The sequence below is a fragment of the Bradyrhizobium sp. SZCCHNGR1005 genome, assembly GCF_032489995.1.
Classification (GTDB): Bacteria; Pseudomonadota; Alphaproteobacteria; order Rhizobiales; family Xanthobacteraceae; genus Bradyrhizobium.
In genome coordinates, this window is record NZ_JAUEZC010000002.1 from 1251335 (window position 1) to 1268887 (window position 17553).

At 64.7% G+C, this 17553-nt stretch carries 17 protein-coding genes; 11 read left to right on the forward strand and 6 right to left on the reverse strand.

From position 1 onward, the window contains the following. Window positions 1-20 precede the first annotated feature (20 nt). The 3 genes from QXZ85_RS11820 to QXZ85_RS11830 form a co-directional block, all read right to left on the reverse strand. Window positions 21-1514 carry a D-alanyl-D-alanine carboxypeptidase family protein gene (locus QXZ85_RS11820; protein WP_315701693.1) on the reverse strand — a complete coding sequence of 498 codons (1494 nt, stop codon included), beginning with the start codon at window positions 1512-1514 and terminating at the stop codon, window positions 21-23. A gap of 173 nt (window positions 1515-1687) precedes the next feature. Continuing rightward, window positions 1688-3478, reverse strand: coding sequence for a glucan ABC transporter ATP-binding protein/ permease (locus QXZ85_RS11825; protein ID WP_316174162.1), 1791 nt, complete (start codon window positions 3476-3478; stop codon window positions 1688-1690). A 96-nt stretch (window positions 3479-3574) separates the two neighbouring features. Next, window positions 3575-4624, reverse strand: a complete 1050-nt coding sequence (locus QXZ85_RS11830) for an ABC transporter substrate-binding protein (RefSeq protein ID WP_315701691.1) — start codon at window positions 4622-4624, stop codon at window positions 3575-3577. Between the two features lie 244 nt (window positions 4625-4868). Here QXZ85_RS11830 and QXZ85_RS11835 point away from each other — a divergent pair, with 244 nt between their 5' ends. From QXZ85_RS11835 to QXZ85_RS11855, 5 genes are all read left to right on the forward strand, one after another. After that, window positions 4869-5264, forward strand: coding sequence for a hypothetical protein (locus QXZ85_RS11835; RefSeq protein ID WP_316174164.1), 396 nt, complete (start codon window positions 4869-4871; stop codon window positions 5262-5264). Window positions 5265-5369: 105 nt separating this feature from the next. After that, window positions 5370-5771: a phosphoribosyl-ATP diphosphatase gene (gene hisE, locus QXZ85_RS11840; RefSeq protein ID WP_315767741.1), complete on the forward strand. Its 402-nt coding sequence runs from the start codon at window positions 5370-5372 to the stop codon at window positions 5769-5771. An 87-nt stretch (window positions 5772-5858) separates the two neighbouring features. Continuing rightward, on the forward strand, window positions 5859-6440 hold the full coding sequence (locus QXZ85_RS11845) for a YqaA family protein (protein ID WP_315701689.1): 582 nt from the start codon (window positions 5859-5861) through the stop codon (window positions 6438-6440). Window positions 6441-6504: 64 nt separating this feature from the next. After that, window positions 6505-7137 (forward strand): hypothetical protein, encoded by a 633-nt coding sequence (locus tag QXZ85_RS11850; protein ID WP_315742464.1) that lies wholly within the window; start codon window positions 6505-6507, stop codon window positions 7135-7137. Window positions 7138-7303: 166 nt separating this feature from the next. Next, complete coding sequence (locus QXZ85_RS11855) at window positions 7304-8272, forward strand: nitronate monooxygenase family protein (protein WP_315701687.1); 969 nt, start codon at window positions 7304-7306, stop codon at window positions 8270-8272. Between the two features lie 80 nt (window positions 8273-8352). Here the strand turns inward: QXZ85_RS11855 and QXZ85_RS11860 are convergent, their stop codons facing one another. The 3 genes from QXZ85_RS11860 to QXZ85_RS11870 all read right to left on the reverse strand — a co-directional run bounded on the left by QXZ85_RS11860 (window position 8353) and on the right by QXZ85_RS11870 (window position 13056). After that, complete coding sequence (locus QXZ85_RS11860; protein ID WP_315701686.1) at window positions 8353-9924, reverse strand: ABC transporter substrate-binding protein; 1572 nt, start codon at window positions 9922-9924, stop codon at window positions 8353-8355. A gap of 653 nt (window positions 9925-10577) precedes the next feature. Further along, window positions 10578-12188 (reverse strand): ABC transporter substrate-binding protein, encoded by a 1611-nt coding sequence (locus tag QXZ85_RS11865; protein ID WP_315703106.1) that lies wholly within the window; start codon window positions 12186-12188, stop codon window positions 10578-10580. Between the two features lie 217 nt (window positions 12189-12405). Continuing rightward, window positions 12406-13056, reverse strand: coding sequence for a hypothetical protein (locus tag QXZ85_RS11870; protein WP_315701685.1), 651 nt, complete (start codon window positions 13054-13056; stop codon window positions 12406-12408). A gap of 529 nt (window positions 13057-13585) precedes the next feature. Here QXZ85_RS11870 and minC point away from each other — a divergent pair. The 6 genes from minC to QXZ85_RS11900 all read left to right on the forward strand — a co-directional run bounded on the left by minC (window position 13586) and on the right by QXZ85_RS11900 (window position 17447). Then, a complete protein-coding gene (gene minC / locus QXZ85_RS11875; RefSeq protein ID WP_315701684.1) occupies window positions 13586-14275 on the forward strand; it encodes a septum site-determining protein MinC in 690 nt (229 codons plus the stop codon). A 20-nt stretch (window positions 14276-14295) separates the two neighbouring features. Then, on the forward strand, window positions 14296-15111 hold the full coding sequence (minD, locus tag QXZ85_RS11880) for a septum site-determining protein MinD (protein ID WP_315701683.1): 816 nt from the start codon (window positions 14296-14298) through the stop codon (window positions 15109-15111). Beyond that, window positions 15108-15383 (forward strand): cell division topological specificity factor MinE, encoded by a 276-nt coding sequence (gene minE, locus QXZ85_RS11885; protein WP_315701682.1) that lies wholly within the window; start codon window positions 15108-15110, stop codon window positions 15381-15383. The genes minD and minE overlap by 4 nt, the downstream gene beginning before the upstream one ends. 74 nt (window positions 15384-15457) lie before the next feature. Beyond that, window positions 15458-16231 (forward strand): thioesterase family protein, encoded by a 774-nt coding sequence (locus QXZ85_RS11890; RefSeq protein ID WP_315742466.1) that lies wholly within the window; start codon window positions 15458-15460, stop codon window positions 16229-16231. A gap of 130 nt (window positions 16232-16361) precedes the next feature. Further along, on the forward strand, window positions 16362-17018 hold the full coding sequence (locus QXZ85_RS11895) for a hypothetical protein (protein ID WP_316174167.1): 657 nt from the start codon (window positions 16362-16364) through the stop codon (window positions 17016-17018). 180 nt (window positions 17019-17198) lie between these two features. Then, entirely contained in the window at window positions 17199-17447 is a 249-nt protein-coding gene (locus QXZ85_RS11900; protein ID WP_316174169.1) for a hypothetical protein, read from the forward strand. Window positions 17448-17553: the final 106 nt, after the last annotated feature.

Consider the following 17553-nt stretch of genomic DNA (forward strand, 5'->3'; position numbering starts at 1 on the left):
ATGTTCCTCTCGCTCTCGGGTCAGCCGTTCTTCGGCGCTGGCTTGGCGTCGGTGCTGCCGGTCCCGGCCCCGCTCTTCGGCTTGGCCGCGGCTTTTGGCTTGGCTGGCTTGGCGGAGGCGCTGTCGGAGCTTGCCTTGTCCGCCGGCTTATTCGCCGATTTGCCTGCCGGGTCCGGCTTGGCATTGGCATGGCGCGACGGCGCCTGCTTGGCGTCCGGCTTTGCCGCCTTGCCAGGCTTGACGTCGATCTTCATTTCGGTCCGGGTCGCCGTCTTGGAGCCTTTGTTGGGGCCTTTGGCGTCGGCTTTGCTGTCGGCCGCGTCGACCCCACCTTTCCTGGCAGCGATGCGCGCCTTTTTGCCGCGGTGCTTTGGCGGTGTCTGGGCGTCGGCATCGGCGGCTATGGCAGCGATCAGCGCCGCGCCGGTGCGGGTCGGGCCGGTATAGACCGGGATCGGTTCGGACGGTTGGGGCGCCGCAGCCAGCAGTTCCGACGGCTTGAGCGCAGGCGGCTGCAGGCCAGCGAGCACGGTGCTGCCGCCATTGTCGCTGCCTGCACTGGCCACCGTATCCTCGTCTTCGTCGCTGGCGGGTTTGTGGCGCTTGCCGCCGCACATCTCGTCGCGAAGATTGGGTGGCGGGGCATCGACCGGCACCAGGCTATCCACCGTGCCGAGCGACGGCTTCAGCCAGGCGAGCTGGTTGCCGTTGAAGCCGCGCTCCAACAATTGGGCAGCGCGCACCGCGCGCATCTGTCCCGAGGAAGCGCCGAGCACGACCGCAATCAGGCGGCGGCCGTTGCGCGTCGCGGAGGCCACCAGATTGTAGCCGGAGGCACAGATGAAGCCGGTTTTGAAGCCGTCGGCGCCGGGATAGCGGCCGATCAGTTTGTTGAAGTTCTGGGTAATCCGCTTGCCATAACGGATCGAGGGAATGTGGACGAAATACTCGTATTCCGGCAGATCGCGGATGATCGCGCGCGCCAGGATCGCAAGATCGCGGGCGGAGGTGATCTGGCCGTCGGCCGGCAGACCGTTCGGATTGACGTAGCTCGTCTGGGTCATGCCGAGCTTCTGCGCGGTCTCGTTCATCATCGTGGAGAAGCCGTCGATCGAGCCGCCCACGCCTTCCGCCAGCACCACCGCCATGTCGTTGGCGGACTTCACCAGCATCATCTTCAGCGCGTTGTCGACCGTGACCTGGGTGCCGGGGCGGAAGCCCATCTTCGAGGGCGATTGGGAAGCCGCGGTCGGCGACACCGTGAACAGCGTGTCGAGCGTGATCTTGCCGTCCTTCACCGCCTTCAAGGTCACATAGGCCGTCATCAGCTTGGAGAGCGAGGCGGGGTACCAGGGATTAGTCGGGTTCTGCGCCTCCAGCACCTTGCCGCTGTCGGCTTCGACGAGCAGCAGCGCTTCGGCCAGCGCGAGGCGCGGTGCTAACAGCGTCACCAAGGCAGCGACGATGAGAGATTTGAAGGGCGACTTGCGGAGCAACGGACGACGAGGCTGCACTATTCGATTCCGGTCCTTTGAGAACCCGCCTCTGTCGGGAGAGGAGGGCAAGTGTGTCTCGGGTTTCAAGCGTATCCGGTGCCGATGGTTGCGGCAGGGCCGCAAACCTATACCGGCTCGGCAGTCCGGGGTAGGGGCCAACTCATCAATTCCACGATGAAGGCGTGTGACGTCTAACGGGTGACGGCAGGGCTGTCCTTGGCCGGCTTCGCAAGGCTGGCTTGCAGGTCGCTGTGCACCATGAATTGAGCTTTGGCGAGTTCCGCGAAATGGCCGCCTTTGGCGACAAGTTCGTCGAATGTTCCGCTTTCGATCACGCGGCCTGCTTCGAACACCAGGATCCTGGTGGCATTGCGGATGGTGGAGAGCCGATGCGCAATCACAAAAGTGGTGCGGTCCTTCATCACCTCGTCGAGCGCCGCATTGAGCTTGGCCTCGGTCACCGCATCCAGCGCGCTGGTGGCCTCGTCGAGAATCAGGATCGGCGGATCCTTGAGCAGCGCACGCGCGATCGACAGCCGCTGGCGCTCGCCGCCGGACAGCATGCGCCCACGCTCGCCGGCATTGGAGTCGAAGCCCCGCTCGGAACGCTCGATGAAATCGAGCGCCTGCGCCCGGGCTGCCGCCGTGCGCAACTCGTTCTCGGTTGCATCGGGCTTGCCGACCAAAAGATTCTCCCGGATCGAGCGGTTGAACAGCAGCGCTTCCTGGAACACGACGCCGATGTTGCGCCGAAGCGCCGACAGCTTCAGCCCGCGCACATCCATGCCGTCGATCTTGATGAAGCCGGATTGCGGATCGAAGGCGCGATGCAACAGCGCGATCGCCGTCGATTTGCCGGCGCCGGTCGGGCCGACCAGCGCAATGGTCTGGCCCGGCAGCGCGGTGAAGGTGAGATCCTCCACGGCCGGCCGCTTGCCGTCATAGGAGAACGACACGTCACAGAATTCGATGAGGCCCGACAGCCGCCCGATGTCGATCGCATCGGGCCGCTCGCGCACCGCCGGAACCGCATCAAGCACGGTGAAGAATTCGGCCAGCCGCGGCGCCTCCATGAACACGTTGTTGATGAAGGCGACCACCTGTTCCAGCTTCTGGATCAGCATGGTCGCGAAGGAGACGAACATCACGATCTCGCCGACCGACGACAGTCCGGCCTGATGCAGCGCGATGCCGAGCGTGAAGATGGCGAGCACCGTGATCGTGGTCGAGGCGCGGGTGATGACGGAGACCACCGCCCACCAGCCCAGCACCGGCATCTGCACCGAGAGCAATTGGCTCGCGACGTGGCGCAGGCCCTGCACCTCGGCATCGATGCGCACGAAGCTCTGCACCAGCGCGACGTTGCCGAGCGCGTCCGAGGCGCGCGCCGAAAGATTGCTGGCATGCTCCTCGACCTCGCTCTGCATGCCATAGGTCTTGCGCACGATCAGCGTCGTCATCGTCGTGAACACGACGCAGAGCACGAACAGCAGGATCGCGAGCCGCCAATTGAGATAGAGCGACAGCGGCAGCAGCACGATGACCGACATGATCGCGGCGAAATGCTCGCGGAAGAACGACAGCCAGAGCCGCCACAACGCGTCGGTGCCGTTCAGCATCACCTTCATCAGGCGTCCCGAATGGGTGCCGGAATGGAAGGTCAGCGGCAATTGCAGGACGTGCTCGAAATAGCTGCTCAAGACCGCCTGGCGCTGCCGGTGCGCCAGCCGGTCCGCGTGCAATGCGACCGCGGCGCCCGCCAGAATCGTGAACAGGCCGAACCCGGCCCAGGCGGCGAGCAGCGGCCAGGCCGCCGCTCCGGATGCATTGCCGGACAACGCATCGATGATACGGCCGAACAGCACCGGCTCGGCGAATTGCGCGCCGGCGAGCGCCAGGTTGGCGAATGCGAGAATCCAGCCGAGCCGGGCCTCCTTGCCGAGCAGGCGAAGCACGCGGACATAGAGGCGGAGCAGGGACATGGCGAGAAGCTTGCATTGGCGGAACGAGCCAGCGAGAGTGCGGGCGCGCTATTTAACCCGGGATGGTGACGGAGCGACAGCGCTTAATTGGAGCGCTCAATCGATCAGGCGACTGTCGACCGGCGGCAGAAAGCTGTCGTCGAAGATGTCGGTCGCCTTGGGCCGCGTGTGGAATTGATAGTCCTCGGCGATCTGGTCGATCGCGCGCTCCAGCCGGGCGGGATCGATTCCGCCGATCCCGTTACGCCGCACCTCCGGCGTGAGCACGTTGTCGGCCAGCACAGTCTCCAGCCGGCTGAGTTCAAGCTCGCGGGAGCCGTCATCCATCCGGCTGACCACCTCGGCCGCGGCGACCGGCGGGTCCTTGATCGCGAGGTGCAAGCCGCCCACCAGGGCGCGCAGGAATCCTTTCACCGCGGCCGGCTGCGCCGCGGCGAAAGCCGGGCTGACGATGATCGCCTGCCCATAGGCTTCGCAGCCGTAATCGGCAAAGCGTAGCACTGCGAGGTCCGCCGCCGGCACGCCGCGGTCGCGCAGGTTCACGGCGGAGAGATAGGAAAAGCCGCTGACGGCATCGACCTGACCGGCGGAGAGAATCGGCTCGCGCACCGCGGCTCCGATGCGCGACAGTTTGACGGCGGAGGTCTTGATGTCGTTCTGCCGCGCCAGCGCCGGCCACAGCCGGATCGAGAGATCGCCTTCGGTCACGCCGAGCGTCTTGCCCTCGAGATCCGCGAGGGCATGAATGCCGCGGCTCTTGCGCGCGATGATGGCGTAGGGCGCCCGGTTGAACAGCACGAACACCGCTTTGACCGGCGGGTTCGCGGTATTGTCACGGTAGCGGATCAACTCATTGATGTCGGCGACTGCAAGCTCGCTCTCGCCGGATGCGACGCGCGCAATTGCATCCGCCGATCCCTTCGCGATCGTCGTTGTCACCGCCACGCCTTCGCCGCCGAACAGCCCGTGGCTGGTTGCCAGCACGACCGGCGCCATGCTGGCCTCCAGCGGCCGCTCGAGCGCGAGTTGGATGGCGACCTGCCGTTTCGTCTCCTCCGCCAAGGCTGCACATGCACCAAGCCCGGCCAGTACGACTGCTGCCAGCAGCACCGGACGCCAGAGGAGGGGGGATCGTTGCACGCGCATCTGATGACGCCGGGCGCCCGGGGGGACGCGCTTTCGAATTTTGAGACCTGCCCGCCGGCTGTATGTCAGCTTTGTGACGGACGGCGCGGCCCAGGCCGACGCACCTTATCGTGCTTGATCGAAGCTGAACGGTTCATGAGCGCACCTGCGGCGATTTGCTCCGGAAGCGCCGGTTTCAATGTGGGAACCCACTCTCCATATTGATCGTTGACTACCCGGACCAAGAGCATTGGAGGTTTTGGAGATGATCACGACCCATGGAGGACGTGCCCGTACCGGTCGCGCCGCGGTGCTGGCGACGGTTGCGGCCGTGGCGCTCACCGCTGTCCAGCCGACCCTCGCTTTCGCCGGCGCCGCGCCGTCGGCTCGTCCATCGGCGGCGGCGGCCAAGGATACCGGTCCGACCGATATCAGCGCCCGCCGGCGTCACCATCATTATCGCGGCAATGGCGGTGCTGCGGCTGCGGCGGCCTTTGCCGGCATCGTCGGCACCGGGCTTGCCATCGCGGCCGAGCAGAACCGGCGCTCCTATTATGAGGATCATTACGGGTACGGGTATTACGGGCGCCCGGCCTATTACGGCCCGGGCCCCTATTACTACGGCGGTGGCCCGTATTACGGTTATGAGCAGGGCTGGTGATCCAGTTCTGCTTCGCCTGAATCCGCCGGCCTCGCGCCGGCGGATTTTTTGATTTTCGACACAGGCGTTAACGTGCCTGCCATGGCCTTTAACTATTCTGCCGTCATGGGTGATTCGATCGAGCGGCTCTATCTCGCGGTGCTGGCGGCCAGAGACCTGGATCCTGCCCGCTCGCGCACGGCCAAGCTGTTGCAGCAGGGCACGCCCAAAATGGCCAAGAAGCTCACCGAGGAGGCCGTCGAGGTCGCCATCGATGCGGTCAGGGGCGACGCCCAAGCGGTGGTGCGCGAAAGCGCCGACCTGATCTACAATCTCGCGGTGCTGTGGGCCGAGATCGGCGTGCGGCCGGATGACGTCTGGCGCGAGATGGCGCGGCGCGAGCTTTTGCTGGGCATCGCCGAGAAGCTGCCGAAATCGCCGGTAAAGGTCCCCAAACCGGCGCAGGCTCGGCTGGCCCGGCGGCCAATTGTCGCGACCGAAGGGCGCGCTTTGCGCAAGCGGCACTAATCCGGCTGCCATCCGGAGCGGGGGCGAAGCTCGCCTTGAACAAATGGGCCGTGGACAAATGGGCCGCGGTTTGCTTCATCGCGGACCATGCTCAGACGGATCTACGATTGGTGTCTCGACGCCGCCCACAAGCCGCATGCCCTCTGGATCATGGCTGCGGTTGCCTTCGCCGAGAGTTCCTTCTTCCCGATCCCCCCGGATGTGATGCTGATCCCGATGTCGCTGGCGAAGCCGCAGCGGGCCTGGCTGTTCGCCGGCGTCTGCACGCTGGCGTCGGTCGCGGGTGGAATGCTCGGCTATGCGATCGGCGCGCTGCTCTACGACTCGCTCGGACATTACCTGATCCAGCTGTACGGGCTCGGCGGCAAAGTCGAGGCTTTCAGAGCCTCCTATGCCGAATGGGGCGCGGTCATCATCCTGCTCAAAGGTCTGACGCCGATCCCCTACAAGCTCGTGACCATCACCTCGGGCTTTGCCGGCTACAATCTGCTGCTGTTTGTCTTGTGCTCGATCGTGGCCCGCGGCGCCCGCTTCTTCATCGCCGCCGTTCTGCTCAACCGCTACGGTGACTGGATCAGGGTTCGGATCGAAAAGCATCTCGGGCTGTGGGTTGCGCTTGGCGCTGCGGTCTTGGTTCTCGGCTTCGTCATCGCATTCAAGATGATCTGATGGGGTCTTTGCTGGAGAGTTCTCTGTGCTTTGCGAGGCCTCTCACGCGGTCTAGATTGCGGCAATGACCCTCCGATCCGGCGCGCCCTTCTCCAGCCTGCAATATTCGGCAGTCACCGCGTCGATCCTGGTTGCACTCTGGCTGATTGGGGCCGGCGCAGCATGGGCGCAGTCTCAGCCATCCCTCGGCCTGCGGGAGCAGCCACCGGCCACGCCAGCACCGCCCAATGCGGGAGAGGCGCCGGCGCATTCCGACGGCTCGGGGATCGTCGACGAGCTCGGCAAGCTGTTCGAGAAGATGTCGATCCTGCCGCTCAAGAGCGCAGGCGAGACGGGCGGCGACAAAAATGCGGCCCCTGCCGAGCCGGCAAAGGATGCGGCGAGCATCCCGGGCAAGGACGGCGACGGCGAAACGGTCAAGGACGCGCTCAAGCAGAGCGGTGAGACCCTGTCGCGGCTCGCCAAGCCGTCGAGCATGGTCTCGGGCCGCTCGGTCTGTCCCCTCGCCGCGAACGGCACGCCGGATTGCAAGCTCGGCGCGAACAAGCTCTGCCAAGGCAAGGGCTACAAGGAAGGCAAGAGCCTCAACACCGATGCGGCCGAGTCCTGCTCGGCCAAGGTCTTGATTCCCGGACGCCAGCGCAAACCGGGTGATTGCCGCACCGATACCTACGTGACTTCGGCGCTCTGCCAATAGCCGCGCACGGCGATGGACACGCAACGCGCGGCAGCATGTCCACGCAAGACCCCGTCAGCAATCTCCTGATCGGTTCCCTTCCGTTTGCGTTGCGGTCATGATGTCTGGCATCGTCGGCGCTGCCCGTTGATCCCCGAAGAAGAGTGAAAAAGAGGAAATCCCGTCCATGTCCATGCCTGCCTTGTTCAAGGGCCGCCTGTCGATACCCGTGATCGGGTCGCCGCTGTTCATCATCTCCGTGCCCGATCTCGTGATCGCCCAGTGCAAGGCCGGCGTGGTGGGCGCGTTTCCGGCGCTCAATGCCCGTCCGCCGGAATTGCTGGACGAATGGCTGGCCCGGATTACCGAGGAGCTGGCGGCCTATGACAGGGCGCATCCGGAACGTCCGTCGGCGCCGTTCGCGGTCAACCAGATCGTGCATCGCTCCAACAACCGGCTCGAGCACGATCTCGCACTGTGCGAGAAATACAAGGTGCCGATGATCATCACCTCGCTCGGCGCCCGCGAAGAGCTCAATCAGGCCGCGCATCGCTGGGGCGGCATCGTCTTCCACGACGTGATCAACCAGACCTTTGCGCACAAGGCGGTCGAGAAGGGCGCCGACGGGCTGATCCTGGTCGCGGCCGGAGCCGGCGGTCACGCCGGCACCATCTCGCCGTTCGCCTTCGTGGCGGAGACCCGGGCCTGGTTCGACGGCCCGATCGCGCTGTCAGGCGCGATTGCCAACGGCCGCGCGATCCGCGCGGCGCGGATCCTGGGCGCCGATTTCGCCTATGTCGGTTCGGCCTTCATCGCCACCGAGGAGGCCAACGCGGTCGAGGCCTACAAGGCTATGATCACCGCTTCGGGCGCCGACGACATCGTGTATTCGAATTTGTTCACCGGCGTGCACGGCAATTATCTGAAGCCGTCGGTCGTCGCGGCCGGTCTCGATCCCGACAACCTGCCGACCTCCGATCCATCCAAGATGAGCTTCGGCACCGATGCGTCCGGCGAGCGCGCCAAGCCGAAGGCCTGGAAGGAGATATGGGGAAGCGGGCAGGGCATCGGCGCGATCAAGAAGGTGGTGCCGGCGGCCGAACTGATCGCCCGCTTTAAGAAGGAATATGACGAGGCGGTCGACCCGCCGCTCTGACGCAAAGATGCGCAAAGCAAAGCGCGGCAGTTTTGGCTGCCGCGCTTGCGAGATCAGGCGTATCGGTCCGGGGATCAAGCCTATTCCAGCTCGATCGCCTGGTACTTGCCGCGCTCGTCGAGCGCCGTACCCCAGATCTTGTGCGAGGCCTGGTGCTCCGCGCGACCGAAACCGAGCTTCGCGCCGAGGCCGAGATCGACGTCGCGCATGTTCTCCAGCGTGTCGATCAGCGCTTCGGTGTCGAGCTGCGGGCCGACGCGCTTCAACGCCTGGATCAGGACGTTGGCCGAGACGTAGCCTTCGAACGAAACGTAGGACGGCGCTTCGCCGGGGAAATACTTCTCCAGCGCGGTCTTGTATTCGAGCACGGCGCTGGAATAGCCGCCGACCGCCGGCACCACCTGGGTGACGATGACGCCGCTGGCATAGCGCGGGCCGAGCAGCATCAATTCATCCGACAGCTCGGTCGAGCCCACGAACGACACGTTGGTGTAGATCATGTTCGGATACAGGTCGCGCGTCCGCTCGATGAACTTGGCTGCCGCGCGATAGGTCGCCACCATGACGATGGCCTTGGGCGGGTTCTTCATTGCCCGCATTTGGTTGACAGCCTCCTCGACGTCGACGGTATTGCGCTTGTAGTTCAACCGCAGGATGGCCGAATCGGGCAGGCCGAGCGCGCGGAACGCCTTGGACACGCCGGCGAAGCCGGCGTCGCCATAGGAGTCCTGCTGTGCGAAGACGGCGATGTCCTTCGGCTGCAGCCGGCGGATCTTCAGCAGATAATGCACGACCGAGTTGGTTTCTTCGGCGTAGCTTGCACGATAGTTGAAGACATAGCGGTCCGGCGGATCGTTGCGCAGGATATTGGCGCCGGTGAATGCGCCGTAGAACAGCGCCCGGTGCTGCAGCGCGTAGGGCATCGCGACGGCGGCGGTCGGCGTACCGACGTTGCCGACGAAGCCGAACACCTTGTCCTTTTCGTAGAGCTGCCGCATCGCTTCGAGCGTGCGCGCGGGCTCGTAACCGTCGTCGGCGGCAAACAGGCGCAGCGACCGGCCGGCGATGCCGCCGGCGTCGTTGGCGCGGTTGAATGCTGCCTCGATGCCGAGCTTCATCTGCCGGCCGAGCTCACGCGAGGCGCCGGAGAACGGGCCGCAGATGCCGAAGCGGATCTCGTTGGCGGTGACGCCCTGGACGTTGCTGGTGAGTGTCGCCGGCAGGGTCGCGGTCGGCGCCGTGGCCGCCGCGGCCGGGGTCGCCCCGATGACGCCGCCGAAGCCGGAGCTGGACTGGCTGGGGGCGGCCTGGCCGAGCGAGCGCTCCAACTCGGCGAGCTGGCGGCCCGCCGTGGTGCAGTCGGTCTGCGATGCGCCCACCCGGTTGCGCCCGTCGGCGACAAAGCCGTTGAAGACGCGGGTGAGCTCGTCGCGGTCGGAAGCGCCCGCGGAGGCTTCGCGGATCACCTCGCGAAACTTGTCGACGATGGCCTGAACCCGGCCCTGGTCGATCGCCTGGCACGCGGAAGCTGCGCCTACGATCGGTCCGACCCGGCTCGCGAGATTGCGCACCACGTCAGCGCTGGTGCCAGCGGCGTTAGCTGCTCCTGCAAGCAGGGTCGCCACCAAGAATACGCTTACACGAAAGATCATTTTGCCACTATCCCACTTTGGACCCCATCCAGGTCTTCGCCTGGTGATTGACGCCTGGGCGTGATGACGGGAGGTTGGAAACATCATCGCGCACATCCTAGCATTTTCGAAGAGCATGACCTTTTCGGTAATACGCCGTGCTTTTTTTGATCATGCTTTAGGATTAGCTAATACGTCACGTCGCCAGAGCGTCCTCCTCTCTGAGCAACACGATTGCAGTTACGTAGTCTGAACTTGCGTAGCTGTGATACGTCACAGCGCGAGAGCGCATGACCTTCGGCCATGTCCCGGTTGAAGTTGTGGGTCGGCGAGGGAAGTCGAGGTTAGCGGATGCTTGTCGGACTTCGCGGAATTTAGCGACGATCATATCGAAAGAGTGCACGACTTCACGGCATCGTGCGGCCCATCCGGGCATCAGCCCACCGCGGCTTGCCGAGCTGCGCAGAATGCCGACGGGAGCGAATGCGGAGCCGGCGGCCGCCGCAAGGAATGTCCCGGTCAACAACGCAGACCCGCTTAGGAACATCGTCATATCCGCATATTCTAGGTCAAGGGCCTCGTGATATCAGCCATACGTCGGCATTGCGAACCAATTGGGTTTCCCCACCCCATTTTAGCGTGCCCGCCGGCGTTTCCGTCGGCCAAGCAGTATCCTATTCGAGCTCAATCGCCTGGTACGTCCCGGTTTCGTCGAGCGCCGTGCCCCAGATCTTGTGCGAGGCCTGATGCTCGGCGCGGCCGTAGCCGAGCTGCGCGCCAAGCCCGAGATCGAGATTGCGGATGTTCTCGAGCGTGTCGACGAGCCGCTCCGTATCGAAGGTCGGGCCGACCCGCTTGAGGGCTTCGATCAGGATGCTGGCGGAAACGTAGCCTTCGAGCGAGGTGTAGTCCGGTGCCTCGCCGGGGAAGTACTTGGCCAGTGCGTTCTTGTAGTCGAGCACCAGGCTCGAATAGCCTGACACGCCGGGCACCACCTGGGTGACGATCACACCGTTTGTATAGCGCGGGCCGAGCAGCGTCAGTTCGCTGGCGAGCGAGGAGGCTCCGACCGCCGACAGGTTGGCGAAGATCAGGCCCGGAAGCTGCTCCTGCGCCTTCTCGATGAACTTGGCCGCGGCGCGTGTCGTCGCGACCATGATGACGGCGCGGATCGGGATCCTCTGCGCCTTCAGCTGGCTGACCGCAGGCTCCACGTCGACCGTGTTGCGCGTATAGTTGACGCGGAGAATGGCGTTGTCGTTGGCGCCCAGCGTCCGGAATGCTTTCGCCACGCCGGCATAGCCGGCGTCGCCATAGGCGTCGTCCTGGGCGAATACGGCGATCTGCCGCGGCTGCAGGTGACGCATCTTCACGAGATAATGCACCAGAGCTTCGGTCTCTTCGGCATAGCTCGGGCGGTAATTGAAGACGTAGCGGTCGGGCGGGTCGTGCCGCACCACATTGGCGCCGGTGTAGGCGCCGAAGAACAGGGTGCGCCGCTCCAGCGCATAGGGGATGGCCATGGCCGCATTGGCCGTTCCGAAATTGCCGATGAAGCCGAAAACCTGTTCCTTCTCGTAGAGCTGCTTCATCGCATCGAGGGTGCGATTGGGGTCGTAGCCGTCGTCGGCGGCGACCAGCTTCAGCATGCGGCCATTGATGCCGCCGCTCTCGTTGGCGCGATCGAATGCAGCTTCGATGCCGAGCTTCATCAGCCGGCCGGTCTCCCTCACCGGACCCGAGAACGGGATGACGATGCCGAACTTGATCTCGCTCTGGGTGACGCCGCGCACGTTCATCGGCGGCGGCAGGGTTTGCGTCGGCGCGATCGCCGCCATCGCAGCCGGCGGTCCAAACCTCACTTCCGGCAAGCCCGATGTGGTCTGCGGCGGACTTGCGATCGACTTTTCCAGATCGGCAAGCTGGCGATCGGCGGCGCGGCAATCGATCCGTCCGCTCGTCACCATGCTGCGGCCTTCGGCGACATAGCGATCCAACAGGCGTGTCACCTCATCGCGATCGGCCTCCAGCGTGGAGGCCTCGCGGATGACACCCTGAAATTTCTCGATGATGAGCTGGATGCGGGGCCGGGCGATGTCGCGGCAGGCCAGCGCGGAGCCGACGATCGGACCGACCTTGCTGCTGAGTTCGCGCACCACCTTGAGATTGTCGCCGGGCGCCGCGTGGACAGTCCCGGCGAATAGCGCGCCGAACAGCAAGGCAGCCAGACGAACGGAGATACGCACGTCTCGCACCGCGGCCACACGGGGCCAGAGGTCAGACATAATAGTCATGGTGATGCCGTTTCAGCTCGCTTGACGCCTAGTGCCCCTGTCGTACTCCGAATTCCGAAGTTCGCATCATGTCGCGCACCCTCGTTTGCGAACTTCGGAATTCGGAGAGCACTGCAAAACCTTTGGTTCTGGTGCGGCGTCGAACTTGAAGTTCCGATCAGGGCTGCGAGACGCCGATCGAAACTTCAATTCGCCGCACCAGAGCGAATCATTGGGCTCTGTCGGATTGGCTCGCTCTCTGATTCCACTGCATGAATTGCTGCAGCAGCGGCTTTTCCGAGCTGGCGCTCTGGCCTTGCGCATCCGACGGCAGCAGCGACTGGAATTGCGACAACGCGGACGTCGTCTTGACGTCTGTCTTGTCCACCTGCGTGTCGTCCAGTTCGGCCTTGATATCCTTCGCTTCCACTGCGGCCGGGGGCGGCGGCAGCGTTGTCTTCATCGCCTGGACCGCCGCCACGAACGACGAGCTGGCGTCCTGCTGTCGGGACGAGGGGACGATATTGACGAAGAAGAGCGCAACCACGGCAGCGACTCCGGCCGCGGCGGCCAGGCGGCCTGCGATCTTGAACGTCACGGAGCGACGGTCGCGTTCGCGTGTGAACTCAGGCGGCTCGCGCATCACCTGCGGGTCGAGCGAGTGGCGCAGCGATTCGAATACTGCACTCTCAAGCCGCGATTCGATGGTGGTTTGCCCGGCGGGCGCTCGCTCGCTGCGTTCGCCCGTCTGGGGCTTCTCTCGGGTTTCTTCGACGAGAGAAAGTCGGGAGGCCTCTGGTCTTTCGCGGACCCAGCGCGGTGCATAATGCAAAGGATCCTGCGGGTTGGTCGTCGGATTCTGCTCACTCAAGGAACTCATACGCTACTCCTCTAACGCTCAACTCCGGTATACGTACGCCACTGCCCTCGCCGCAGGCGACAAAGGTGCTAATGGAAAAAGGGGGCGCGTGAACGGTCGCATGCGACCCCATCGAGCCGGAATATCTGCAGCGACCGAAGCAAAGCGCCGGCGCGCCTCTGTGCGCGCAGCCTCGTCCCCTGCATCGCGCTACGAGCTCTCATTTGCGCTCGCAACGCTTCCATCGATCCCATGCCCCGCCCCCTGACGAGTGTCAATCTTCGAACAGGCCGGTCCTCCGCAGGACCATCGTTATATGAACCTTAAGGTTATCAGCTGGATGTGATTAAAATGAGGCGCGTAATGCCTTGACTTGGGAGTGCCGGCACTCGGCCACGATTCTGCTGCGAAAGGGACGCGGTTCGGTCGCGTTCCACGTACGGCCGTACCGCCGGCAGTTTAATTCAAGTCGATGACGTGTTCTTAACTCTCCATTAACCAACGCCGTCCGACAGTTAACCAATCGCTAAGAAAGGCTGGTCGGATGGTCATGAACGTCAAGATGGAGCAGACACGTCAGTTCATTCGTCTACGCGGCCGTTCCTATGTCGCCTTCGTGTTTTCTCCCGTTGTGCCTATTGCCGGTTGGCTTGCGGAGCTTGATGCAACGCTGGCGGGTTCTCCGGGCTTTTTCGTCGGCAAGCCAGTGGTTCTCGACCTCTCCGCGGTGGATCTGAGCCCGCTTGCGATCACGCATCTCATCAAGAGCATCGAGGCGCGCAACATCCGTGTGTTGGGCCTCGAGGGCGTCGAGCCCGGCCGCCTTGCGATCGGCATGCCGCCGCTGCTCACCGGCGGGCGTCAATGCGCCGTGCTCGAGGTGGAGCCTGACAAGCCGGCGTTGCAGCCTTTGAAATCGATGCTGCTCGAACATCCGGTACGCTCGGGGCAATCGATCGTCTTTCCCGACGGCGACGTCACTGTGCTTGGAGCCGTTTCGTCCGGCGCCGAAATCGTCGCCGGCGGCTCGATCCATGTGTATGGCGCGCTCCGCGGCCGCGCGATGGCCGGCGTCAACGGAAACGCGGCGGCGCGCATCTATTGCCAGAAGATCGAGGCCGAGCTGCTCGCCATCGACGGCTACTACCAGACAGCGGAGCAAATCGACGTCGCATTGCGCGGCAAGCCCGCCCAAGCCCGGCTGGAGGGCAACTCCATGAAAATCACGCCGTTGAACTGAACGACAGGAGACAATCAAAAATGGCAAAGGTGCTCGTTGTGACCTCGGGCAAGGGCGGCGTCGGCAAGACCACGACGACGGCCGCCATCGGGGCGGCGCTGGCGCAGGCCGGCCAGAAGGTCGTGGTGGTGGATTTCGATGTGGGCCTGCGCAATCTCGATCTCGTCATGGGCGCCGAGCGGCGCGTCGTGTTCGATCTGATCAACGTGGTGCAGGGCGTCGCCAAGCTGCCGCAGGCCTTGATCCGCGACAAGCGGCTGGAGAATCTGTGGCTGTTGCCCGCCTCCCAGACCAAGGACAAGGACGCGCTGACCGAAGAGGGCGTGGGCCGCGTCATTGCGGAATTGCGCAAGATGTTCGACTGGGTGTTGTGCGACAGCCCCGCCGGCATCGAGCGCGGCGCCATGCTCGCGATGCGCTTTGCGGATGAAGCGATCATCGTCACCAATCCGGAAGTCTCCTCGGTGCGCGATTCCGATCGCATCATCGGCATGCTCGATTCCAAGACGGTGCGCGCCGAGCACGGCGAGCGGGTGGAGAAGCACATCCTGATCACGCGCTACGATCCGGCACGTGCCGCGCGCGGCGAGATGCTCTCGATCGACGACGTGTTGGAGATCCTGGCCACGCCGCTGCTCGGCATCGTGCCGGAGAGCCAGGACGTGCTGCGCGCCTCCAATGTCGGCTGCCCGGTCACCTTGAACAGTCCGGCCAGCACGCCGGCGCGCGCCTATCTCGACGCCATGCGTCGGCTGCTGGGCGAGCATATCGAGATGATGGTGCCTGCCGAGCGCAAGGGCCTCATGAACCGGCTGTTGGGACGGAGGGCTGCATGAGCATGCTGCGGCTATTCTCCGGGCGCACGGCCTCCGCGCCGATCGCGCGGGAGCGGCTGCAGATCCTGCTCGCGCATGAGCGCAGCCTGCGCAGCCAGCCGGATCTGCTGATGCAACTGCGCGAGGAAATCCTCGCGGTGGTTTCGCGCCATGTGGTACTCGATCCCGACAAGGTCATCGTGCGGATGGATCGGGGAAAGCATGTCTCGACGCTTGAGGTCGATATCGAACTGCCCAATGGCGCCGATCGCGCTCTTGCCACCGCCGGCTGAGGCGCGGCGACGGCGCTTGCCCGCAACGAGACGCGCGAGCAGGGGCGCGCATTGCGGGGCGCGGTATTGAGTTGATGCAGCCGATTTTTCGTGTCGAGGACAATCGCGTCATCGTCAGTCCGGACGCGGCCGGTCCGTGGGATCCGAGCATGCAGCACGGCTCGCCGCCGGCGTCGCTCGTGGTCTGGGCCGCCGAGCGCATGCCGACCAAGGCGCCGATGCGCATCGCCCGTCTCACCATCGATCTGATGCGGCCGGTGCCGCTCTCCGAACTCACGATCGAGACCGAGGTGCTGCGCGAAGGCCGCAAGATCCAGCTCTGTGCGATCAGATTGCGCGCGGCCGGCGTGGTCGTTGCCGCCGCGACCGTGCTGAAGGTGCGGCAGGAATCCGTCCCGCTGCCGGGCGACATCGCCGATCTGCCGGTCGATTATCCGGCGCCCGATGCCTCGCGTCCGGAGCCGGTGGATTTTTCGTCAAGTCCGTTCGTCACGGGCATGTCGCTGCGCGCCGCGCGCGGCCGTTTCGGCGTGAAGGGCAAGGGTGCGATCTGGTATCGCGTCGATTGGCCGCTGGTCGACGGTCACGCGGTCTCACAAGCGATGCGCGCCGCGGTCGCTGCCGACTTCTGCAACGGCACCTCGCCGGCGCTGGATTTCAATCTCTATACGTTCCTCAATGCCGATCTCACGCTCAGCATGGCGCGCGAGCCGGTCGGCGACTGGATCCTGCTCGATGCCGACAGCTGGATCGGTCCGGACGGGACAGGGCTCGCGATGGCGCGGCTCGGCGATGCCAGGGGCTATTTTGGTCGCGTGGTGCAGAGCCTCGTGATCGAGAAGCGGTGAGGGCGGACGCTCTCTCTGCGCAATTCCTCGCCATCTTCCTCCTGTCATCTGCGCCCCCAACGCTCATTGGGCTTGGCCGGAACATCGCCGCCGTGAGGGCGTTGCCCGGCCAACCATAAGGAGCGGGATCATGCGCAACTCGACAGCCTATTTTGCGGGTGCGGGAACCGTCGCCATTGCGATCGCGGTGGGTCTCGGCGGCGGACTCGTGATCGCGGAGAAGATGAATCCGAAGACACCGCCGTTGGAATCCACCAAGCTGGAGCGACGCGCACCGGAGCCTTCGCCCTTGCCCAGCGCATCGCCGAGTTCCTATCTCGCTGCGACGCAGGCCGCGACGACGGCACCCATCGTGGTGACGCCGACCGCGGCGAAGGCCGCCGATCAGCCGCAGCCTGCTGCGGATCAGGGGACGCCGCAGCCTGCGCCGTCGCCGGTGAACTCGGCGTCCAATGCGCCCGCCGCGCAGTCCTCCCCGTCGCCGTCGATCCCGCCAGCTCCGCAGCAGCAGGCGAAAGCGCCGGAGCAAGCGAAGGCCCCCGAAAACGCGATGGCCAAGGCGGACGATGCCGATCTGAAGTCGCGCGACAGCCAACGCAAACACAGCGATCGGCGCCGTGCCGAACGGCACCAGCAATGGTCCGAGCGCCGGCATTGGACTCGGCGCCGCGAACCGGATCTGAGCGACGTCGAACAGGCGGTGCGGGAGGACAGCGCGCCGCGCGCCTATGTGGCGGAGCCGGTCGACATGCCGACGCCGCGCTTCAGCCTGTTTGGCGACGATTGAGCGCCGCGTCTGGGGGCAGGTCGCATCCTGCCCGGAAAACCGCGCATTCCCGCAGGACCCCAGATCCCATCCGGTTGCAACTTTAACGCGGCATTAACCATCCCAGGCCGACAATCCGTGCGTGGCGGTATCCCGTTCACCGCGGGAGACTCGCAAGGCTCGAATCACGAGGGATGCGCGATGGGCTTCGGGACGCTGATGGACAAGACGCCGGCGACGCTGGAGGAAATCAGGGTCCGCGTCGGTCACGCGCTGCAGCGGCACCCGCTATGCCGTACCGTGCGCTTCGATATTGTCAGCGTTCCGCGCACCGCCCGCGGCGGCAACTGGACCATCAGCCTGCGTTCGGTGGAACCCGCGGCCTTGTGGGAAGCCTCCGATATCGTTGCCGATATTCAGGCGGCCTACGACCTGCACGCGGCTGCATAAGGGCGCCCTCAGAGCGCAATTGAGCCGGTCAGTGAGGCCCTCCGGCAACAATGGAAACCGAAAGCCTTAATTTGCTCCCAGTTTTCGGCAAAGTGCGGCGTACCGC